Consider the following 19,177-nt stretch of genomic DNA (forward strand, 5'->3'; position numbering starts at 1 on the left):
ACAAGGGGCCGCGCGGCTGCGTGCATGGTCCAACCCGCAGTGCTCATCCGCCCGTTGGGAGGCATCTTGCACCTCCGCACCCGTCTGAAACACCTGGCGCTCACCGGCGCGGCCCTCGCCGTCGTCACGGCCTCGCTGCCCGGCGCGGCGGCCGCCGACTCCGGGGGCCGGGACCGTCACCCGTCCGACCGGGGCCTGTCGGCCGTCATCCGCTACACCGAGTACGGCATCCCGCACATCGTGGCGAAGGACTACGCGGACCTCGGCTTCGGCACGGGCTGGGCGCAGGCCGCCGACCAGGTCTGCGTGCTCGCCGACGGCTTCCTGACCGTGAACGGTGAACGCTCCCGGCACTTCGGCCCGGACGCCGCCCCGGACGGCTCGCTCTCCTCCGCCACGACGAACCTCTCCAGCGACCTGTACTTCCGTGGCGTGAAGGACGCCGGAACGGTCGAGGAACTGCTCGCCACCCCGGCCCCCGCCGGGCCGAGCCGGGACCTCAAGGAGCTGATGCGCGGCTGGGCGGCCGGCTACAACGCCTGGCTGCGGAAGAACCGGATCACCGATCCGGCCTGCGCGGACGCCGACTGGGTCCGCCCGGTCACCGCGCTCGACGTGGCCCGGCGCGGCTTCGCCGTCTCGGTGCTCGGCGGGCAGGGCAGGGCCGTGGACGGGATCACGGCGGCCAGGCCGCCGGCCATCGCTCCCCCGTCGGCCGCCGTCCCCGATCCGGAGGACGCCGCCGGGGCCGCGCGTGAGCTGTTCGCTCCCGAGAACGCCACCATGGGCTCCAACGCCGTCGCGTTCTCCGGGGCCACGACGGCGAACGGGCGCGGGCTGCTCCTGGGGAACCCGCACTACCCGTGGCAGGGCGGCCGCCGGTTCTGGCAGTCGCAGCAGACCATCCCGGGCGAGCTGAACGTCTCCGGCGCCTCGCTCCTCGGCACGGCCGTCGTCAACATCGGCTTCAACGACAAGGTCGCCTGGAGCCACACCGTCGCCACCGGGGTGCCGCTGAACCTGCATCAGCTGGCCCTGGTGCCGGGCGACCCGACCGCGTACCTGGTGGACGGGAAGCCCGAGCGGATGACCCCGCGCGCGGTGACGGTGGCGGTCAAGGACGGCGCCCCCGTCACCCGTACCCAGTGGTGGACCCGGTACGGACCCGTCGTCGGCGGCCTCGGCGCGCAGCTGCCACTGCCGTGGACCGCGACCACGGCGTACGCGCTGAACGACCCCAACGCCGCCAACCTGCGCGGCTCCGACACCGCCCTCGGCTTCGGCAGGGCCCGCTCCACACAGGACATCGCCGACACCCTGGCGCGCACACAGGGGCTGCCCTGGGTCAACACGATCGCGGCGGACTCGGCGGGGCACTCCCTCTTCGCCCAGTCCCAGGTGCTCCCCCGGATCACCGACGAGCTCGCCGCGCGCTGCTCCACGCCGCTCGGCCGGGCCACCTACCCGGCCTCGGGCGTCGCCGTGCTCGACGGCTCGCGGTCGGACTGCGCGCTCGGCTCCGACCCGGACGCGGTGCAGCCGGGCGTCTTCGGCCCGGCGCGGATGCCGGTCCTGCGGGACACCCCGTACGTGGAGAACTCCAACGACAGCGCGTGGCTGGCCAACGCCGACCGGCCGCTGACCGGCTACGAGCGGATCTTCGGCACGGTCGCGACCCCGCGCTCGCTGCGCACCCGGGGCGGGATCGAGGACGTGGCGGCGATGGCGGACCGGGGCGGGCTCACGGTGGCCGACCTCCAGCGCCAGCAGTTCGCCGACTGGGCGCCGGCCGGTGACCTGGCGGCGGCCGACGCGGCGAAGGCCTGCGCGTCGGTGCTGCCGGAGGACCCGGAGGTCTGCCGGGTGATCGGGGACTGGGACCGGACCGTGAACACCGACAGCCGGGGCGCGCTGCTCTTCGACCGTTTCTGGCGGAAGTTCACCGGCACGGTGAAGCCGGCCGACCAGTGGCTGGTGCCGTTCTCGGCGGCCGACCCGGTCCGCACCCCGCACACCCTCAACACGGGGACGCCCGGTTTCGCGCAGGCCCTCAAGGACGCGGCGGCGGAACTCCGGGCGGCGGGCATCGCCCTCGACGCACCGCTGGGCGCCCACCAGTTCGTCGTACGGAACGGGGAGCGGATCCCGGTGAGCGGCGGGACCGAGGCGCTCGGCATCTGGAACAAGACCGAGCCCGTGTGGAACGCGGCGGGCGGCGGCTACGTGGAGGTCGCGCACGGGACCAGCCACGTGCAGGCGGTGGGCTGGGACGGCAGCCGGTGTCCGGTGGCCCGCACCCTGCTCTCGTACTCCCAGTCGTCGAACCCGGCGTCGCCGCACTACAGCGACCAGACCCGGTTGTTCTCGGACGGGCGCTGGGTGACCTCCCGGTTCTGCGAGAAGGACATCCTGCGCTCGCCCGCGCTGAAGGTGGAGGTCGTCAGGGGCTGAACGAGAGGAACACGAAGGCCGCGAAGATCGAGAGGTGGACGCTGCCCTGAAGGAGGGTGGCCCGTCCGGGCACCACCGTCAGGGCGCTCACCACGGCCGTGAGCACGAACAGCACCATGTGGAGGGGCCCCAGACCGAGGATCAGGGGTCCCTCCAGCCAGATCGAGGCGAGCGCGATCGACGGGATCGTCAGGCCGATGCTGGCGATGGCCGAGCCGTAGGCCAGGTTCATGCTGGTCTGCATGCGGTCCCGGCTCGCCGCGCGCACGGCGGCGAGCGTCTCGGGAAGCAGCACCATGAGGGCGATGACCACGCCGACGACCGCCTTGGGCAGGCCCGCGGAGGCGACGGCGTCCTCGATGGTGGGCGAGACGAGCTTGGCGTTGCCGACGACGGCCACCAGGGCGACCACGAGCAGACCGAGGCTGAACCAGGCGTCACGGGCGGTCGGCGGCGCGGCGTGCTCGTCCTCCGACTCCGGGATCCCCCGGTCCGGCCGCGGCACGGGCAGGAAGTAGTCGCGGTGACGAACCGTCTGGACGGTGACGAACACCCCGTACAGGAGGAGCGAGGAGACGGCGGCGAAGGCCAGCTGTGCGGCGGAGAACTCGGGGCCCGGGTGGCTCGTCGTGAACGTCGGCAGGACGAGCGTCATGGTCGCGAGGGTGCAGACGATGGCGAGCTCGCCGCCGGAGCCCTCCGCGTTGAACACGGCGATCCGGTTGCGCAGCGCGCCGACGAGCAGGGAGAGGCCGACGATGCCGTTGCAGGTGATCATGACGGCGGCGAAGACGGTGTCCCGGGCGTAGCTCGTCGCCTTGTCGCCGCCTCCGATCATCAGCATGACGATCAGTCCGACCTCGATGACGGTGACGGCCACGGCGAGGACGAGGGAGCCGAAGGGTTCGCCGATGCGGTGGGCGATGACCTCGGCGTGATGGACGGCGGAGAGCACCGCGGCGAACAGACAGATGACGACGATCGCCACCGCGAAGCCCGGGAGTTCGCGCCCCCAGGCGAGGCCGAGCACAAGCGCCGCCACCACCGGCCCCCAGGTGGTCCACTGCCGTGCCCTTGCCGTCACACTCGAACTCATGATCCGCATATTGCCACAAGAGGGCCTTTTCGCCCGCTTCACTCAGCCCTCGGGGTCGGTGAGGCCGTTCTCGTAGGCGGCGAGGGTCTCGACGAACATCCTGCGTTCGGAAGGGCTCAGGGGCGCGAGGGCCGCGCGCCAGGCGCCGGCACTGCGGCCCAGCCGGCCGTCGATGGCGGGGCGGTGCGCCTCGGCGATGGAGACGATCTTCCGCCGCCGGTCGACGGGGTCCTCGGCCCGCTCCAGGACCCCCTTCTTGGCGAGGTCGCCGACCATCAGGCTCACGGTGGTCGGGGCAACCTCCAGGCGGGCGGCGAGCTCGTTGACGCCGAGCGGAGTCCCAGCTGCTCCCGGCCCTGGCGCCGGAGCGCTGATCAGACCGGCCAGTCCTCGCAGTACTCGATGTGCAGGGCGCCCGGCACATGCCGGCGGGTGCGGGGCCGGGTCCAGGGGCCGGAGCTGAACTCCACGCAGAAGTGCCCGGCTCCCGGGTGGCGGTGCCGGTGGGACGGGGCCTCGTCGACGAGACCGCGGAGCGCCGTGCCGTGCTCGCGGAACGCGGTGGCGCTGCCCACCACGAAGAGGGTGTGGGCGGCGATGTCGAAGCCGAGGTGGTCCCGGTACGTCGGGTGGTACCTGCGGTCGTGGTCGATGGCACTCGCCTCGGGGAAGTCACGGTCCGGGGTGGAGGCCGTGTGCGGACTGCCGGCACCGAGCCGGGACCGGACCTGCTTCCACGAGGCGGTGGGGAACTGCAGGCTGTGGTGGACCAGGACCAGATCGAGCGCGACCGGCTCGCCCTCCCCCGCGGCCCCGTCGGGGGCCCGGTTGGCCCGGATCGGGAGATGGACCAGGGAGCGGGCGGAGCGGGCGGCCAGCGACCACAGCGCGGTGAGCCGCTCGGCACCGTCCCGGTCGGCGTACATCGACAGCCAGTGGCCGTCGTCGCGCAGGGCGAGCCGCCCCGGGGCCGGGTCCGGCCGGACGACCCTGAGCTCGCCGCCGCCGAAACGGACCTTGTGCACCCGTACCCGCTGTTCCACACGCCCCTCGCATCCTCGATCCGCCGCACCCTAACCCGGCACGTGGCCGCCCCGAGCCGGATTTCGCGGGCGACGGACCGGAGGACGAGGCGGCCGGGACCGCGTCGACCGAGGTGACGACCGAGGTGACGGCCGAGGCCGACGACATGGTCCGTCGGCAGGAGACCTCCTAGAGCGGGCGCTCCCTGCCCTCCCAGTACGGGTCGCGGAGGCGGCGCTTGTACAGCTTGCCGTTGGGGTCGCGGGGCATGGCCGCGACGAAGTCGACCGACTTCGGGCGTTTGAAGCCGGCGAGGCGGTCGCCGCAGTGGGCCAGGATCTCGGCGGCGAGCGCCGGACCCGGCTCGTACCCCTCGGCCGCCTCCACGACCGCCTTGACCTCCTCGCCCCAGTCGGCGTGCGGGATGCCGAAGGCGGCGGCGTCCGCGACGGCGGGGTGGGCGAGCAGGGCCGCCTCGATCTCGGCGGGGTAGATGTTGACCCCGCCGGAGATGATCATGTCGATCTTGCGGTCGCGGAGGAAGAGGTAGCCGTCCTCGTCGAGGACGCCGAGGTCGCCGACGGTGAAGAAGTCGCCGATGCGGTTCTTCGCGGTCTTCGCCTCGTCCTTGTGGTACTGGAAGCCGCCGGTGTTCATCTTGAGGTAGACGGTGCCGAGTTCGCCGGCCGGCAGCCGCTGACCGTCGTCGTCGAAGACGGCGAGTTCACTGATGGGCCAGGCCCGTCCGACCGTCCCGGGCTTCTTGAGCCACTCCTCGGCGGTGGCGAAGGCGCCGCCGCCCTCGCTGGCCGCGTAGTACTCCTCGACGCACCGGCCCCACCAGTCGATCATCGCCCGCTTGACGTGCTCGGGGCAGGGCGCGGCGCCGTGGATGGCGTGCCGCATGGAGGAGACGTCGTACCGCTCCCGCACCTCCGCGGGGAGGGCGAGCAGACGGTGGAACTGGGTGGGGACCATGTGCGTGTGGGTGCACGCGTACCGGTCGATCAGGCGCAGCATCTCCTCGGGCGTCCAGCGGTCCATGAGGACGAGCGGGTGTCCGATGTGGAGGGCGGCGGCCGCGAACTGGAGCACGGCGGTGTGGTAGAGCGGCGAGCAGACGAGATGGACGTTGCCGTCGGCCGGCCGGATGCCGAAGATGCCGAGGAAGCCGCCGAGATGGGTCTCCTCGGGAAGCTTCCCGGGGAGCGGGCGGCGGATGCCCCGGGGCCGGCCGGTGGTGCCGGAGGTGTAGTTCATGACCCAGCCGAGGGTGCGGTCCTCGGGCGCCGACTCCGGCTGCCCGTCGAGGAGTTCGGCGTACGGGCGGAAGCCGGGGACCGTACCGACGGCGTACCGGTGGGTGGGTGCGAGTCCGGCCTCGTCGGCGGCGAGGGTCACGGCCTCGGCGAACCGCTCGTGGGTGACGAGGACCTTGGCGCCGGAGTCGGCGACGATCCAGGCGATCTCGGGGCCGACGAAGTGGTGGTTGACCGGGACGAGGTAGAACCCGGCCTGGGTGGCGGCGAGATGGGCGGCGAAGAACTCGGGGCCGTTGGGCAGGACGACGGCGAACGCGTCGCCGCGTTCGAGGCCGGCGGCGCGCAGCCCGTGGACGAGCCGGTTGGCCTCGGCGTGCAGCCGGCCGGCGGACCACTCCTCGCCGTCGGGTGCGACGAGGACGGTGCGACCGGGGTCGGCGGCGGCCTGGGCCCAGAACCCGGGGAGAGTCTGCGTCACTGGGTGCTCCGTCCGGCGATGCGGTTGATGCGGTCGACGGCCTTCTCGAAGCCGCGGGTGAGCTCGTCGACGACCTGCTGCACGCTGCGCTCGGAGTTCATCCGGCCGACGATCTGGCCGACGGGGGTGCCGAGCAGCGGTTCCACCTCGTACTTCTGGATGCGGGAGACGGCCTCGGCGACCAGGAGTCCCTGGAGCGGCATGGGGAGCGGCCCCGGCCCCGCCGGGTCGTCCCAGGCGTCGGTCCATTCGGTACGGAGCTGGCGGGCGGGCTTGCCGGTCAGGGCGCGGGAGCGGACCGTGTCGCCCGAGCCGGCGGCGAGGAGCTTGGCGGTGAGGGCGCGGGAGTGCAGTTCGGCCTCGGTGGTGGTGAGCCAGATCGAGCCGAGCCAGACGCCCTGGGCGCCGAGGGCGAGTCCGGCGGCGATCTGCTCGCCGCTGCCGATGCCGCCGGCGGCGAGCACGGGCAGCGGGGAGACCGCGTCGACGACCTCGGGGGTGAGGACCATGGAGGCGATCTCGCCGGTGTGGCCGCCCGCCTCGTACCCCTGGGCGACGACGATGTCGATGCCGGCGGCGGCGTGGTGGCGGGCGTGGCGGGCGCTGCCGGCGAGTGCGGCGACGAGGACGCCGTGGTCGTGGGCGCGGGCGACGACGTCCGGCGGCGGCGAGCCGAGGGCGTTGGCGAGGAGTTTGATCGGGTAGTCGAAGGCCACGTCGAGCTGGCTCCGGGCGACCTGCTCCATCCAGCCGGTGATCCGCCAGCCGGAGGCCTCACCCTCGGCCAGTTCGGGGACGCCGTGCTTGGCGAGGGTGGCGCGGACGAACGCCCGGTGCTCCTCGGGGATCATCGCCTCGATCTCGGCCTCGCCGACGCCTTCGACCGCCTTCTTCGCGGGCATCACGACGTCGAGGCCGTAGGGCAGGCCGTCGGTGTGCTCCTGCATCCAGTCGAGGTCGCGGGCGAGGTCGTCGGGCGCGGTGTAGCGGACCGCGCCGAGGACGCCGAAGCCGCCGGCTCTGGTGAGTGCGGCGGCCACCGCGGGGAAGGGCGTGAAGCCGAAGATGGCGTGCTCGATCCCCAGTGTGCGACTCAGCTCCGTCTCCATGGGCGGCAGGATGCCGCAGCGGCGCGGCGGAGGGAAGAGGTTTTCTGACGCAACGTCAGATTCTTTGGGGCGGGTGCGTGCCGGTGCGTCTGCGTTTCGCGGCCGCGTCCGGTGGGAGAGGGTGGGCCTGACGCGGGAAGCGAAACGAGACGGAGGGCCGAGCCGCCGCGCGTTCGGCGGCGGGATACTGGCCCTCGGAGGTGCGCTGATGATCGGTGCGGTGCCGGGGGCGGCGGCTGCGGCCGGCCCCGAGCCGGGGTCGGGACCGACCGCGACCGGCCGGGCGACGGGACCGGGATCGGCCGGCCGGGCGACGGGACCGGGATCGGCCGGCCGGGCGACGGGACCGGGATCGGCCGCGCGGCGGACCACGCTGCGGCGCGGGTCGGCCGAGCGGGCCGGGCTGCTCGCACCGCACCTGGACGGGCTCGTCGCGGAGGCCGAGCGCTTCCTCGCCCCCTCCCCCGCGCACCCCTGGTACGCGGGCGCCGTGCTGCTCGCCGGGCGGGGCGGGACCGTCGCGCTGCACCGGGCGATCGGCTCGGCCGTGCGGTACGCGGCGTACGACGAGAAGACCGACACGGGGATCGAGCTGCCGCCGGAGCAGCGGATCCCCATGACGGAGGACACCGTCTTCGATCTGGCGTCGGTCTCCAAGCTGTTCACCTCGATCCTGGCGGTGCAGCAGATCGAGCGCGGGGCGCTCGAACTGGAGGCGAAGGTCACCGCGTACCTGCCGGAGTTCGGCGGGGGCGGGAAACAGGACGTCACCGTACGGCAGTTGCTCACCCACACCTCCGGGTTCCGGTCCTGGATCCCGCTCTACCGGGAACCGACGCGGGAGGGGAAGCTGCGGCTGCTGTGGAAGGAGGTCCCGGCGAACCCGCCAGGGACCACGTACCTCTACTCCGACCTCAACCTGATCACGCTCCAGCTGATCCTGGAGAAGATCACCGGTCTCGGTCTGGACATCCTGCTCCACGACGAGATCACCGCTCCGCTCGGGATGCACCGCACGCGTTTCAATCCACCGCTCTCCTGGCGGCCGGGGATCGCCGCCACCGAGGACGCCCGGCCGCCCTGGTCGGGCCTCGACCGGGGCATGGTCCACGGCGAGGTCCACGACGAGAACGCCTACGCCCTCGGCGGCGTCGCGGGCCACGCCGGGGTCTTCTCCCGCGCCTGGGACCTCGCGATCCTCGCCCGCACCCTGCTCAACGGCGGCGCGTACGGCCGGGCCCGGATCCTCTCCCCCGCGTCGGTGGAGCTGATGTTCACCGACTTCAACACCGCCTTCCCCGGCGACGGGCACGGGCTCGGCTTCGAGCTCTACCAGCACTGGTACATGGGCGCCATGGCCACCCCGCACACGGCGGGGCACACCGGCTTCACCGGCACCAGCCTCGTCCTCGACCCGACGACCGACGCGTTCCTGATCGTGCTCGGCAACTCCGTGCACCCGGTGCGGTCCTGGCGCTCCGGCTCCGCGCCGCGCGTCGCCACGGCGGACCGGCTGGCCAGGGCCGTGCCCGTACGGCCGGCCCGGGGCCGCGCCTCCTGGTTCTCCGGCATGGACAGCGGCGCCACCGGCACGCTCACCCTGCCGCCTGTGCCCGAAGCCGCCCGCCTGGAGTGCGCGCTGTGGTGGGACACCGAACCGGGCGCGGACCGGGTCTCCCTGGAGGCCTCGGCCGACGGCGGCACGACCTGGCGGCCGATGCCCTTCACCACCGACAGCCGTACCGAGCATCCGACGGGCAGCCTCGGCGGCTGGTCCGGCCGCGTCTGGCACACCGTGTCCGCGGCGCTGCCCGACGCGAACGCCCTCCTGCGCTGGCGGTACACCACGGATCAGCGGTACGTGGGGCGGGGCGTGTACGTCGACGGGCTGCGGCTTCTCGACGGGGCCGGGCTGCCGGTGTTCGACGAGACACGGCCGACGGACGGAGCCCGCATCGAGGCGAACGGCTGGACCAGGTCGGCCGATTGAGGCCGATCACGCCGCCTCGGCGTAGAGCTCCTCGATCAGCCCGGCGACGTGCTCCGGCTCACGCAGCGTCGGGTAGTGGTCGGACGCGGCCAGTCGGACGAGACGGCAGCCCGGGATCCGGTCGGCCATGTCCTCGTTGCAGCGCACGACCACCGGCCGGTCCTGCTCGCCCAGCGCGAGCAGGGTCGGCACGGAGATCTCCTCGAGCCGGTCGAAGGCGGGCGGGCCCGTGAGCTGGCGGCCGACGTTGCTGAGCCAGGCGGGCAGCACCGCCCGGCAGTGCCGCGCCGCGACCGGGTCGGACTCGGGGGACCCGCCGCCGGCCTTCCCCCACTCGGCGAGGCCGAGCCGGACGATGCCCTCCGTGTCACCGGCCTCGGCCATGGGTCCGAGGCGCTCGAAGAACTCGCCCGAGTCCAGCCCCTCGTACCCCGACACACCGGGAACGAAGAGGGCGAGGCCCGCCACCCGCCCGGGAGCCTCCAGGGCGAAGTCGACCGACGTGGCCCCGCCCATGCTGGAGCCCACCAGGACCGCCCGCTCGATCTCGAAGCGGTCGAGGACCTCGGCCAGATCACGGACCGGGGAGTACGCGGCGGTGGGCGCGGGTGAGCGTCCGTAGCCGCGCACGTCGTAGCGGATCACCCGGTGCCGCGCGAGGAGCGGGGGCAGGACGGGGTCCCACACCGTGGAGTCGCCGACGCCGGGGTGCAGCAGGACCAGCGGCAGGCCCTCCCCTCCCGTGTCGTCCGCCCAGACTTCGCCGTCCTTGACAGGGATCATGGTTTCCACGGGCCCCAGTCTGATGGGGCGTACGGGAACTCCGCCAGTGCGCCTCCGGGAGTCCGGCCGACGAGGCGCCCGTCAGGCACCGTTTTCGGACGCCGCGCGCAGGGCGGTCAGGACGGGGCTGATGAGGGGGTGGTCCTCCGCTCCGCGCCGGACGGCGGCGAAGACCCGGCGGGTCGGGGCGACGCCCTCGATCGGGCGGACCTCCACGCCGCCGAGCTCCATCCCGCGCAGGGCCGAACGCGGCACGAGCGCCACGCCGGCGGACGCCGCCGCGAGGGCGACGACGGCGCGGAAGTCGTCGGAGGAGTGCTCCGGGTTCAAGGTGAACCCGGCGTACTCGCAGGCCAGGACGGTCACGTCATGGCAGGGGTTGCCCTCGGACTGGCCGATCCAGGTGTCCTTGGCGAGGTCCGCGAGCGCGACCCGTTCGCCGGCCGCCAGGAGGTGGCCGGGCGGCAGGACGGCGTCGAAGGGCTCGGCGTAGAGCGGGACGCGGGTGAGCCGGTCGTCGTCCTCGCCGGGGGCGCCCCGGTACTCGACCGCGACGGCCACGTCCACCTGCCGGTCCAGGACCATGAGCAGGCTCTCGTCGCCCTCCGCGTCCCGGACCCGGACCCGGATGCCGGGCGCGGTGCGGGCGAGGGCCGTGATGGCGGGGGCCACCACCAGCCCGATGCCGGTGGCGAAGGCGGCGACCGTGACCGTACCGGCGTCTCCCGAGCCGTAGGCGGCGAGCTCGGCCTCGGCGCGCTCCAGCTGTGCGAGCACGGCGTTGGCGTGGCTGAGCAGGATCTCGCCGGCCGGGGTGAGGCGCGCGCCGCGCGCGCTGCGGTCCACGAGCCGGTGGCCGGTCTCCTGCTCCAGGGCGGCGAGCTGCTGGGAGACGGCGGAAGGGGTGAGATAGAGCGCGGCGGCCGCCGCCGTGACCGTGCGGTGGTCGGCCACCGCACGGAGGATGTGCAACCGCCGCGCTTCGATCATGCCCCTAGTGTCTCAGCCTGCGGACACAGGCCGGGTGCTCAGCCCCGCAGAGCCGCTCGGGCGTCGACGAAGGCGTCCACGGCCCGGTTCACGTCCTCCGTCGAGTGGGCGGCGGAGAGCTGGACGCGGATGCGGGCCTGGCCCTGCGGCACGACCGGGTACGAGAAGCCGATCACGTACACGCCGCGCTCCAGGAGCAGCTCGGCCATCCGGCCGGCCTCGGCGGCGTCGCCGATCATGACGGGGGCGATGGCGTGGTCGCCGGGGAGGATGTCGAAGCCCTCCTCGGTCATGCGGGAGCGGAACAGCGCCGTGTTGGCGTTGAGGCGCTCGCGCAGGTCGCCGGCGGACTCCAGCAGGTCGAGGACCTTGAGGGAGGCGGCGGCGATGACCGGGGCGAGGGTGTTCGAGAAGAGGTACGGGCGGGAGCGCTGGCGCAGCAGGGCGACGATCTCGGCGCGGGCCGCGACGTAGCCGCCGGAGGCGCCGCCGAGGGCCTTGCCGAGGGTGCCGGTGATGATGTCGACGCGGTCCATGACGCCGTGCAGCTCGGGGGTGCCGCGGCCGCCGGGGCCGACGAAGCCGACCGCGTGCGAGTCGTCGACCATGACCATGGCGTCGTACTGCTCGGCCAGGTCGCAGATCTCGTCGAGCGGGGCGACGTAACCGTCCATCGAGAAGACGCCGTCGGTGACGATCAGCTTGCGCCGGGCGCCGCCCTCGACGGCCGCCTTGAGCTGCTGCTCCAGGTCGGCCATGTCGCGGTTGGCGTAGCGGAAGCGGCGGGCCTTGGAGAGGCGGATGCCGTCGATGATCGAGGCGTGGTTGAGGGCGTCGGAGATGACCGCGTCCTCGGGGCCGAGGATCGTCTCGAAGACGCCGCCGTTGGCGTCGAAGCAGGAGGAGTAGAGGATCGTGTCCTCCTGGCCGAGGAAGGAGGAGAGGCGGGCCTCCAGCTCCTTGTGCACCTCCTGCGTGCCGCAGATGAAGCGGACGGACGCCATGCCGTAGCCCCAGCGGTCGAGCGCTTCGTGGGCGGCGGCGATGATCTCGGGGTTGTCGGCGAGGCCCAGGTAGTTGTTGGCGCAGAAGTTGAGCACCTCGCCGGGGCGGCCGCCCGCGGTGACCTCGACGGTCGCGGACTGGGGGGTGCCGATGACCCGCTCGGGCTTGTGCAGTCCGGCCTGCTCGATCTCTTCGAGGGTGGCGCGGACGGAGTCGCGTACGGAATCGAACATGGGTCAGGCTCCCGTGGTCCAGTCGAGGATGATCTTGCCGCTCTTGCCGGAGGCCGCGTCGTCGAAGGCGGCCTCGAAGTCGGTGTGGTCGTAACGGCCGGTGATGACCGGGCTGAGGTCCAGGCCGCCCTCCAGGAGCACCGACATCGCGTACCAGGTCTCGAACATCTCGCGGCCGTAGATGCCCTTGATCGTGATCATGGAGGTGACGATCTTCGCCCAGTCGACGGCGAAGTCCTCGGCGGGCAGGCCGAGCATGGCGATCTTTCCGCCGTGGGTCATGTTGGCGATCATGTCGCGCATCGCGCGCGGGTTGCCGGACATCTCCAGGCCGACGTCGAAGCCCTCCTTGAGCCCGAGGGTGCGCTGGCCGTCGGCGATGGTCTGCTCGGCGACGTTGAGGGCGAGCGAGACGCCGGTCTTGCGCGCCAGGGCCAGGCGCTCCTCGCTGACGTCGGTGATGACGACGTTGCGGGCGCCGGCGTGCTTGGCGACGGCGGCGGCCATGATGCCGATCGGGCCGGCGCCGGTGACGAGGACGTCCTCGCCGACGAGCGGGAAGGACAGGGCCGTGTGCACGGCGTTGCCGAAGGGGTCGAAGATCGCGGCGACGTCGAGGTCGACGGGGACGCGGTGGACCCACACGTTGGAGGCGGGCAGCGCGACGTACTCGGCGAAGGCGCCGTCCCGGCCGACGCCGAGGCCGACGGTGGCGCGGCAGAGGTGGCGGCGGCCGGCCAGGCAGTTGCGGCACTTGCCGCAGACGAGGTGGCCCTCGCCGCTGACCAGGTCGCCGACGTTGATGTCGGCGACGTCACGGCCGACGGAGACGACCTCGCCGACGAACTCGTGGCCGATCGTCAGCGGCGTGGCGATCGTCTTCTGCGCCCAGCCGTCCCAGGAGCGGATGTGCAGGTCGGTCCCGCAGATACCGGTCCGCTTGACCTTGATGAGGACGTCTCCGGGGCCGGTCTCCGGCTCGGGCACGTCCGTGAGCCAGAGTCCCGGCTCCGCGTTCAGCTTGACCAGCGCCTTCAATGCAACGGCTCCCGACGTGCGTGTCCTGTGATGTGAGGGTGCGGGCACGGCTGAGTGCCCAAGATCCCCGGAAGAGAATCTTCCGTACGCGAGGCTTGCGGTCCATCGAGGATTTCTTAAGCGCGCTCGCAGATCAGCTTCACACCGCAGGCGGGGAGACGGCGACGTCAACGGGGCCGAACGGAGAGACCACCGTGGGGCGGCCTCTCCGTCGGGCCCGCGTCAGCGGCCCAGCGCGGCCATCGCCGCGTTGTGGCCGGGGATGCCGCTCACTCCGCCGCCGCGGATCGCGCCCGCTCCGCACAGGAGGACGTTGGCGTGCGGGGTCTCGACGCCCCAGCGGCCCGTGCCCTCCTCCCCGTACGGGAACGAGAGGTCGCGGTGGAAGATGTGGCCGCCGGGCAGCCGCAGTTCGCGTTCGAGGTCGAGCGGGGTCTTCGCCTCGATGCAGGGCCGGCCCTCCGCGTCGAGGGCGAGGCAGTCGGCGATCGGCTCGTCGAGGTGCGCGTCGAGCTGGGCGAGGGTCGCCGCGAGGAGCTTCGCGCGCGTGCCCTCGTTGTCGGCGGCGAACAGCCGGGCGGGGGTGTGCAGGCCGAACAGGGTGAGCGTCTGGTGGCCCGTGGCGGCCAGTTCCGGGCCGAGGATCGTCGGGTCGGTGAGCGAATGGCAGTAGATCTCGGACGGCGGGGCGGAGGGCAGGCGCCCGGCGGCGGCCTCGGCGTGGGCGGTGGCCAGCTGCCCGTACCCCTCGGCGATGTGGAAGGTGCCGGCGAAGGCCTCGCGCGGGTCGACGGAGCGGTCGCGGAGTCGCGGCAGCCGGGTCAGCAGCATGTTGACCTTGAGCTGGGCGCCCTCCGGGGCGGGCGGGGGCGTCTCGCCGAGCAGGGCGGCGAGTTCCTGCGGGGAGGCGTTGACGAGGACCTGGCCGGCCTCGACGGTGCCCTCGCCGTCGGCGGTGCGGTAGGTGATCGAGGCGCGGCGCCCGTCGGTCTCGATCCGGGTGGCCTCGTGCCCGGTGAGGATGCGGGCCCCGGCGGCGCGGGCGGCGCCGGCGAGGGCGTCGGTGAGGGCGCCCATGCCGCCGACGGGCACGTCCCAGTCGCCGGTGCCGCCGCCGATGACGTGGTACAGGAAGCAGCGGTTCTGGAGGAGCGCGGGGTCGTGGGCGTCGGCGAAGGTGCCGATGAGGGCGTCGGTGAGGACCACGCCCCGGACGAGGTCGTCGGCGAAGGTCTTCTCGACGGTGACGCCGAGGGGCTCCTCGAAGAGCATCCGCCAGGTGTCGGCGTCGTCCACGCGGGCGCGTAGTTCGGCGCGGGTGGGGAGGGGTTCGGTGAGCGTGGGGAAGATGCGGCGGGCGGCCTCGCCGGTGCGTCCGTAGAAGGCCTGCCAGGCCTCGTACGCGCTGTCGGAGCCGGTCAGCGCGGCGAAGGAGGCGCGGGTGCGGTCGGGTCCGCCGCCGACGAGGAGGCCGCCGTCGCCCTTCGGGGTGTACGAGGAGATGGACCGTTTCCGCACGGCGAACCGCAGCCCGAGCTCGCGCACGATCTTCTCCGGGAGGAGCGAGACCAGGTACGAGTACCGGGAGAGCCGGGCGTCGACCCCGGCGAACGGCCGCGTCGACACGGCCGCCCCGCCGGTGGAGCCGAGCCGCTCCAGGACGAGGACGGAACGTCCGGCGCGGGCCAGATAGGCGGCGGCGACGAGCCCGTTGTGCCCGCCTCCGACGACGACGGCGTCGTACGAGCTGGTGGGGGCCGGGGCGTCGGGAAGTGGATCACGGTCAGTCATGGCACATGCTCACACGCGCGCGCGTGCCGGGGGAAGACCGCCGTCCGGTCATGATCCGGCATGATCACGGCATGACTGAGATCGTTCTGATGTCGGACCCGAGGGTCGCCGCGATACCCGTGACGGAGTGCGGCGAACGCCTCGTCGACGTCCGCGGCATCGGCTCGCTGCTCGTCGACACCCGCAAACAGGACCCGGCGGACGCGTTCGCGTACCTGCGGGAGGGTGTCGTCGAGCGGCTCCTCAAGGCGCAGGAGCTGCTGCCGAGGGGCTTGCGGCTGCTGTACGTCGAGGGGTACCGGCCGCCGTCGCTCCAGCGGGCGTACTTCGAGGAGTACGCGGACCAGCTGCGCGCGCTCCACCCCGAGTGGCCCGATGAGCGGATCCGCACGGCGGCGAGCCGGTACGTGTCCCCGCCGGAGATCGCCCCGCACAGCGCCGGGGCGGCCGTCGACCTGACGCTGGCCGACGCCGACGGGCGGGAACTGGACCTGGGGACCCGGATGAACGCGGACCCGGAGGAGAGCGGCGGCGCCTGCTACACCCGCGCCGAGGGCATCTCGGAGGAGGCGCGGGCCCACCGGGAGCTGCTGGGCTCCGTGCTCACGACGGCGGGCCTGGTGAACTACCCGACGGAGTGGTGGCACTGGTCGTTCGGCGACCGGTACTGGGCCCTGGCCACCGGGGCGCCCTCGGCGTCGTACGGCCCGAAGGAGCTCACGCCGTCCGGCTGAGCCTCACGCCCCCGGCGGGGTCGCCGCCTTCAGGAGGAGGGCGGCAGCTTCGGCGTCGCGGCCGAGGCGCTCCAGGCAGTGGGCCTCGTCGTCGAGGGCGGCGAGGGTGTCGGGGTGTGCGGGGCCGAGGAGCCGGGTGCGGGCGGCGGCGATCGCCCGGTGGCACTCCAGCGCCTCCTCCCAGCGGTCGAGCCTGCCGAGGGCGACGGCCGTCTCCCACCGGCTGAGGAGCGTGTCCGGGTGGTCGGGGCCGAGGACCCGCTCGCGGTCGGCGTGCACGCCCCGGGACTCGGCGAGCGCCTCCGTCCAGCGGCCGAGCCGGCCGAGGTTGACGGCGAGGGCCTGGCGGGCGCGCAGCGTCTCGGGCCCGTCGGGGCCCTGCGCGCGGGTGCGGGCTGCGACGAGGTCGCGGCAGAGGTCGAGGGCGTCCGCGGCCTGGCCGAGCCGGCCGAGGCAGACCCCGGTGTCGTAGCGGGCGGCGAGGGTGTCCGGGTGGTCGGGGCCGAGGGCGGCGGCGCGCGCGTCGGCGACCGCGCGGTACTGGACGAGCGCCTCTTCTCCGCGTCCGAGGCGGGTGAGGGTGAACGCCACCTCGTGGCGGGTCACCAGGGTGTCGGGGTGGTCCTCGCCGAGCAGCCGGGCCCGGGCCTCCGCGACCTCGTGCGCCGTGCGGTACGACTCCTCCAGGCGGCCGAGGCGGCCGAGCGTGAACGCCAGGTTGTGGCGGCAGCGCAGGGTGTCGGGGTGGTCGGGGCCGACGGTGCGCTCACGGGCGGCGAGCACCTCGGCGTACACCTGGTACGCCTCGGGGTGCCGGCCGAGGCGGCCCAGCGCGTAGGCCCGCTCCTGGCGTGCCGCCAGGGTGTCGGGGTGGTCCTCGCCGAGCACGCGGGCGCGGGCCTCGGCGACCTTGCCGAAGACGTGCAGGGCGTCGGCGGGGCGGTCGAGCCGGGCGAGGGCGAAGCCGACCTCGTACTGGCTGGTGAGGGTGGAGGGGTGGTCCTCGCCGAGGGCCTTCGCGCGGTCCCGGGCGACGGACCGGTGCACGGACTCGGCCTCGTCCCAGCGGCCGAGCCGGCCGAGGCCCATGCCGGCCCGGAAGCGGCCGGCGAGCACCGCGACCAGCTCCGCCGGCGGCGGCGCGGGCGCGGGCGGCGTGCCGTCGGGGGCCGCGGTGGTCCACTCGGTGGTGAGGACGGCCGCGGCGGGATCGTGGGCGGCGGGGCGCGGCCCGGTGAGGGCGGCCGGGCGGTGCCCGCCGGTCATCCCCCGGATCCACGCGGGCGCGGGGGCCACCGGTTCCTCGGGCAGGGGTACGGGCATGGGCACCGTCAACGGCAGCGCGGGTGCCTCGGCGGGCGGCGGGAACGACGGCGCGCCGAAGCGCCCCGAGACGATCCGGCGGCGCAGGTCGCCCGCGTCGGCCGGGCGCTCCTCGGGGACCTTCGCGAGCAGGTCGACGACGATCCGGTCGAAGTAGTCGGGCAGTTCGGCGCGGAGCGCGCGCGGCGGGGTCGGCACCGTGTCCCGGTGGCCGATGAGGATGGCCCAGGAGTCGCCGAGGTCGAAGGGCGGGGCGCCGGTGGCCAGCTCGTACAGCACGCACCCCAGGGAGTAGAGGTCGCTGCGGTGGTCGATCTCGCCACCGCCGCCGATCTGCTCCGGGGACATGTAGTGCGGCGTCCCCATGGCGATGCCGGTCCCGGTGAGCTTGGAGGTGAAGCCCATGTCGGCGCCGAGGCGCGCTATCCCGAAGTCGCAGATCTTCACCGTGCCGTCGCTCAGCCGCATGATGTTCGCGGGCTTGAGGTCCCGGTGCACGATGCCCTGCCGGTGCGTGTACGCGAGGGCGTCGGCGACCTGGTCGGCGATCTCGACGACGTCCTGGACGGGCAGCGGGTGCTGGTCGTTGGAGACGAGGAGCTGGCTGAGGTTGCGCCCCTCCAGGAGCTCCATGACGAGGAAGAGCACGCCCTCGTACTCGCCGAAGTCGTGCACGACGGTGATGCCCCGGTGCTGGAGCGCCGCCGCCACCCGGGCCTCGCGGCGGAAGCGCTCGCGCACCACGGCGAGGGCCTGCGGGTCCTGCTGCGGTCCGAGCGGTTTGAGGCACTTCACGGCGACGCCGCGCCCGAGCGCCTCGTCGGTGGCGCGCCACACCTCGCCCATGCCCCCGCGACCGATGACCTCGTGCAGGCGGTACCGGCCCTGGATCAGTCTGGAGTCCCCCATCGCGTGCTGCCGCCCCCGTCGATTCCGTACTGCCTCCTCGGCTCCTCCAGTATGGCCGCCGGGTCGGACAGTGAATACGGGGCGGGGTACGCGTGCGCGTACGGGTCGGGCCGGGTCTCCGGGCCGAGCCGGTCCATCGCGCGCAGGATGTGCCGGGGCGGCAGCCGCCAGCGCAGGCGGGCCGGGACGTGGCGCAGGAGGTTGGCCGTGGCGACGAGCCGGCGGGTGACGGTCTCCGGCGGCGGGGCGGGGCAGCCGTAGAGGGCGTGGGCGTAGAGGGGCAGGGTGTCGTACGCGAGTGCGCTGACGCGCCGCCAGATCACCTCGCGCGCCGGGACGAGGACGGGTTTGACGGGCGGGCGACGCAGGAAGTCGGCGACGGTCCGGGCGTCCGGTCCGGCGGCGAGGCGGGGACGGACGGAGTCGAAGTAGGCGGCGAGCTGGGCGGTGGACGCGGGGACGGCGTCCGGGTCGAGGCCGACGAGCCGGGCGGAGGTGCGGTGCTCGTCGACGTACCGGTCGGCGTCGGCGTCGGTGAGGGGGATCCCGGAGCGGCGCGCGACGGAGAGGTACGAGTCGGTCTCGGCGCAGTGGACCCAGAGCAGCAGTTCGGGGTCGTCCACGCCGAGGAGCCGGTGGATCCGCCGGACGCGGGCGCCGGCCGCCTCGGCGGCCTCGGTGGTCCCGTAGCTGAGGGTTCCGACGAAGTTAGCGGTCCGCATCAGCCGGCCCCAGGGGTCCTCCTGGAAACTGCTGTTGATCATGACGCCGCGGACGGCGACGGGGTGCAGCGCCTGGAGCCAGAGGGCCCGCACACCGGCGATCCACATCACCGGGTCGCTGTGCAGCTGCCAGGTCACGGAGCGGGGACCGAAGAGCCCGGGGTCGGCGTCCTGCCTCATGGCGCTCAGGCTACGCCGGAACCGTTCCCGGGTGACCGGTCGGGACGCGGCCTCTTCCGC

The 19,177-nt window shown here is 73.6% G+C and carries 14 protein-coding genes and 1 pseudogene; 3 read left to right on the top strand and 12 right to left on the bottom strand.

Annotated elements, in window-relative coordinates:
* Nucleotides 1-66: 66 nt before the first annotated feature.
* Complete coding sequence (locus tag SVTN_RS02985) at nt 67-2,451, top strand: penicillin acylase family protein (RefSeq protein WP_041127680.1); 2,385 nt, start codon at nt 67-69, stop codon at nt 2,449-2,451.
* On the opposite strand, the gene SVTN_RS02990 is transcribed toward SVTN_RS02985, so the two are convergent.
* The 5 genes and pseudogenes from SVTN_RS02990 to SVTN_RS03010 form a co-directional block, all read right to left on the bottom strand.
* Nucleotides 2,441-3,547, bottom strand: a complete 1,107-nt coding sequence (locus SVTN_RS02990) for a calcium:cation antiporter (protein ID WP_078908712.1) — start codon at nt 3,545-3,547, stop codon at nt 2,441-2,443. The genes SVTN_RS02985 and SVTN_RS02990 overlap by 11 nt on opposite strands.
* Before the next feature lie 42 nt (nt 3,548-3,589).
* Nucleotides 3,590-3,883 (bottom strand): annotated as a pseudogene (locus SVTN_RS02995) (MarR family winged helix-turn-helix transcriptional regulator); the annotation flags it as partial.
* A gap of 38 nt (nt 3,884-3,921) precedes the next feature.
* Nucleotides 3,922-4,590 carry a hypothetical protein gene (locus tag SVTN_RS03000; RefSeq protein WP_041127682.1) on the bottom strand — a complete coding sequence of 223 codons (669 nt, stop codon included), beginning with the start codon at nt 4,588-4,590 and terminating at the stop codon, nt 3,922-3,924.
* Nucleotides 4,591-4,759: 169 nt separating this feature from the next.
* On the bottom strand, nt 4,760-6,310 hold the full coding sequence (locus tag SVTN_RS03005) for an acyl-CoA synthetase (protein ID WP_041127683.1): 1,551 nt from the start codon (nt 6,308-6,310) through the stop codon (nt 4,760-4,762).
* A complete protein-coding gene (locus SVTN_RS03010) occupies nt 6,307-7,419 on the bottom strand; it encodes an NAD(P)H-dependent flavin oxidoreductase (RefSeq protein WP_041127684.1) in 1,113 nt (370 codons plus the stop codon). The genes SVTN_RS03005 and SVTN_RS03010 overlap by 4 nt, the downstream gene beginning before the upstream one ends.
* A 208-nt stretch (nt 7,420-7,627) precedes the next feature.
* On the opposite strand from SVTN_RS03010, the gene SVTN_RS03015 reads away from it, so the two are divergent.
* A complete protein-coding gene (locus tag SVTN_RS03015; RefSeq protein ID WP_245727427.1) occupies nt 7,628-9,409 on the top strand; it encodes a serine hydrolase domain-containing protein in 1,782 nt (593 codons plus the stop codon).
* Between the two features lie 6 nt (nt 9,410-9,415).
* Here SVTN_RS03015 and SVTN_RS03020 read toward each other — a convergent pair whose 3' ends face one another.
* From SVTN_RS03020 to SVTN_RS03040, 5 genes are all read right to left on the bottom strand, one after another.
* Nucleotides 9,416-10,192 (bottom strand): alpha/beta fold hydrolase, encoded by a 777-nt coding sequence (locus SVTN_RS03020; protein WP_041127685.1) that lies wholly within the window; start codon nt 10,190-10,192, stop codon nt 9,416-9,418.
* 81 nt (nt 10,193-10,273) lie between these two features.
* Nucleotides 10,274-11,182, bottom strand: coding sequence for a LysR family transcriptional regulator (locus tag SVTN_RS03025; RefSeq protein WP_041127686.1), 909 nt, complete (start codon nt 11,180-11,182; stop codon nt 10,274-10,276).
* 38 nt (nt 11,183-11,220) lie between these two features.
* Nucleotides 11,221-12,420, bottom strand: a complete 1,200-nt coding sequence (locus SVTN_RS03030) for a glycine C-acetyltransferase (protein ID WP_041127687.1) — start codon at nt 12,418-12,420, stop codon at nt 11,221-11,223.
* 3 nt (nt 12,421-12,423) lie between these two features.
* Nucleotides 12,424-13,458, bottom strand: coding sequence for an L-threonine 3-dehydrogenase (gene tdh / locus SVTN_RS03035; RefSeq protein ID WP_041127688.1), 1,035 nt, complete (start codon nt 13,456-13,458; stop codon nt 12,424-12,426).
* Between the two features lie 222 nt (nt 13,459-13,680).
* Nucleotides 13,681-15,249 carry a phytoene desaturase family protein gene (locus SVTN_RS03040; protein ID WP_041127689.1) on the bottom strand — a complete coding sequence of 523 codons (1,569 nt, stop codon included), beginning with the start codon at nt 15,247-15,249 and terminating at the stop codon, nt 13,681-13,683.
* A 71-nt stretch (nt 15,250-15,320) separates the two neighbouring features.
* Here SVTN_RS03040 and SVTN_RS03045 point away from each other — a divergent pair, with 71 nt between their 5' ends.
* The gene (locus SVTN_RS03045) at nt 15,321-15,983 is read left to right on the top strand and encodes a M15 family metallopeptidase (RefSeq protein ID WP_041127690.1); all 663 of its coding nucleotides are present in this window, start codon (nt 15,321-15,323) and stop codon (nt 15,981-15,983) included.
* A gap of 3 nt (nt 15,984-15,986) precedes the next feature.
* Here SVTN_RS03045 and SVTN_RS03050 read toward each other — a convergent pair whose 3' ends face one another.
* Together SVTN_RS03050 and SVTN_RS03055 are read right to left on the bottom strand one after the other, a co-directional pair.
* Nucleotides 15,987-18,215, bottom strand: coding sequence for a serine/threonine-protein kinase (locus SVTN_RS03050; protein WP_041127691.1), 2,229 nt, complete (start codon nt 18,213-18,215; stop codon nt 15,987-15,989).
* On the bottom strand, nt 18,197-19,117 hold the full coding sequence (locus SVTN_RS03055) for an oxygenase MpaB family protein (RefSeq protein ID WP_041127692.1): 921 nt from the start codon (nt 19,115-19,117) through the stop codon (nt 18,197-18,199). The genes SVTN_RS03050 and SVTN_RS03055 overlap by 19 nt, the downstream gene beginning before the upstream one ends.
* Nucleotides 19,118-19,177 lie beyond the last annotated feature (60 nt).

Source organism: Streptomyces vietnamensis (assembly GCF_000830005.1).
In the GTDB taxonomy this organism is placed as follows: domain Bacteria; phylum Actinomycetota; class Actinomycetes; order Streptomycetales; family Streptomycetaceae; genus Streptomyces; species Streptomyces vietnamensis.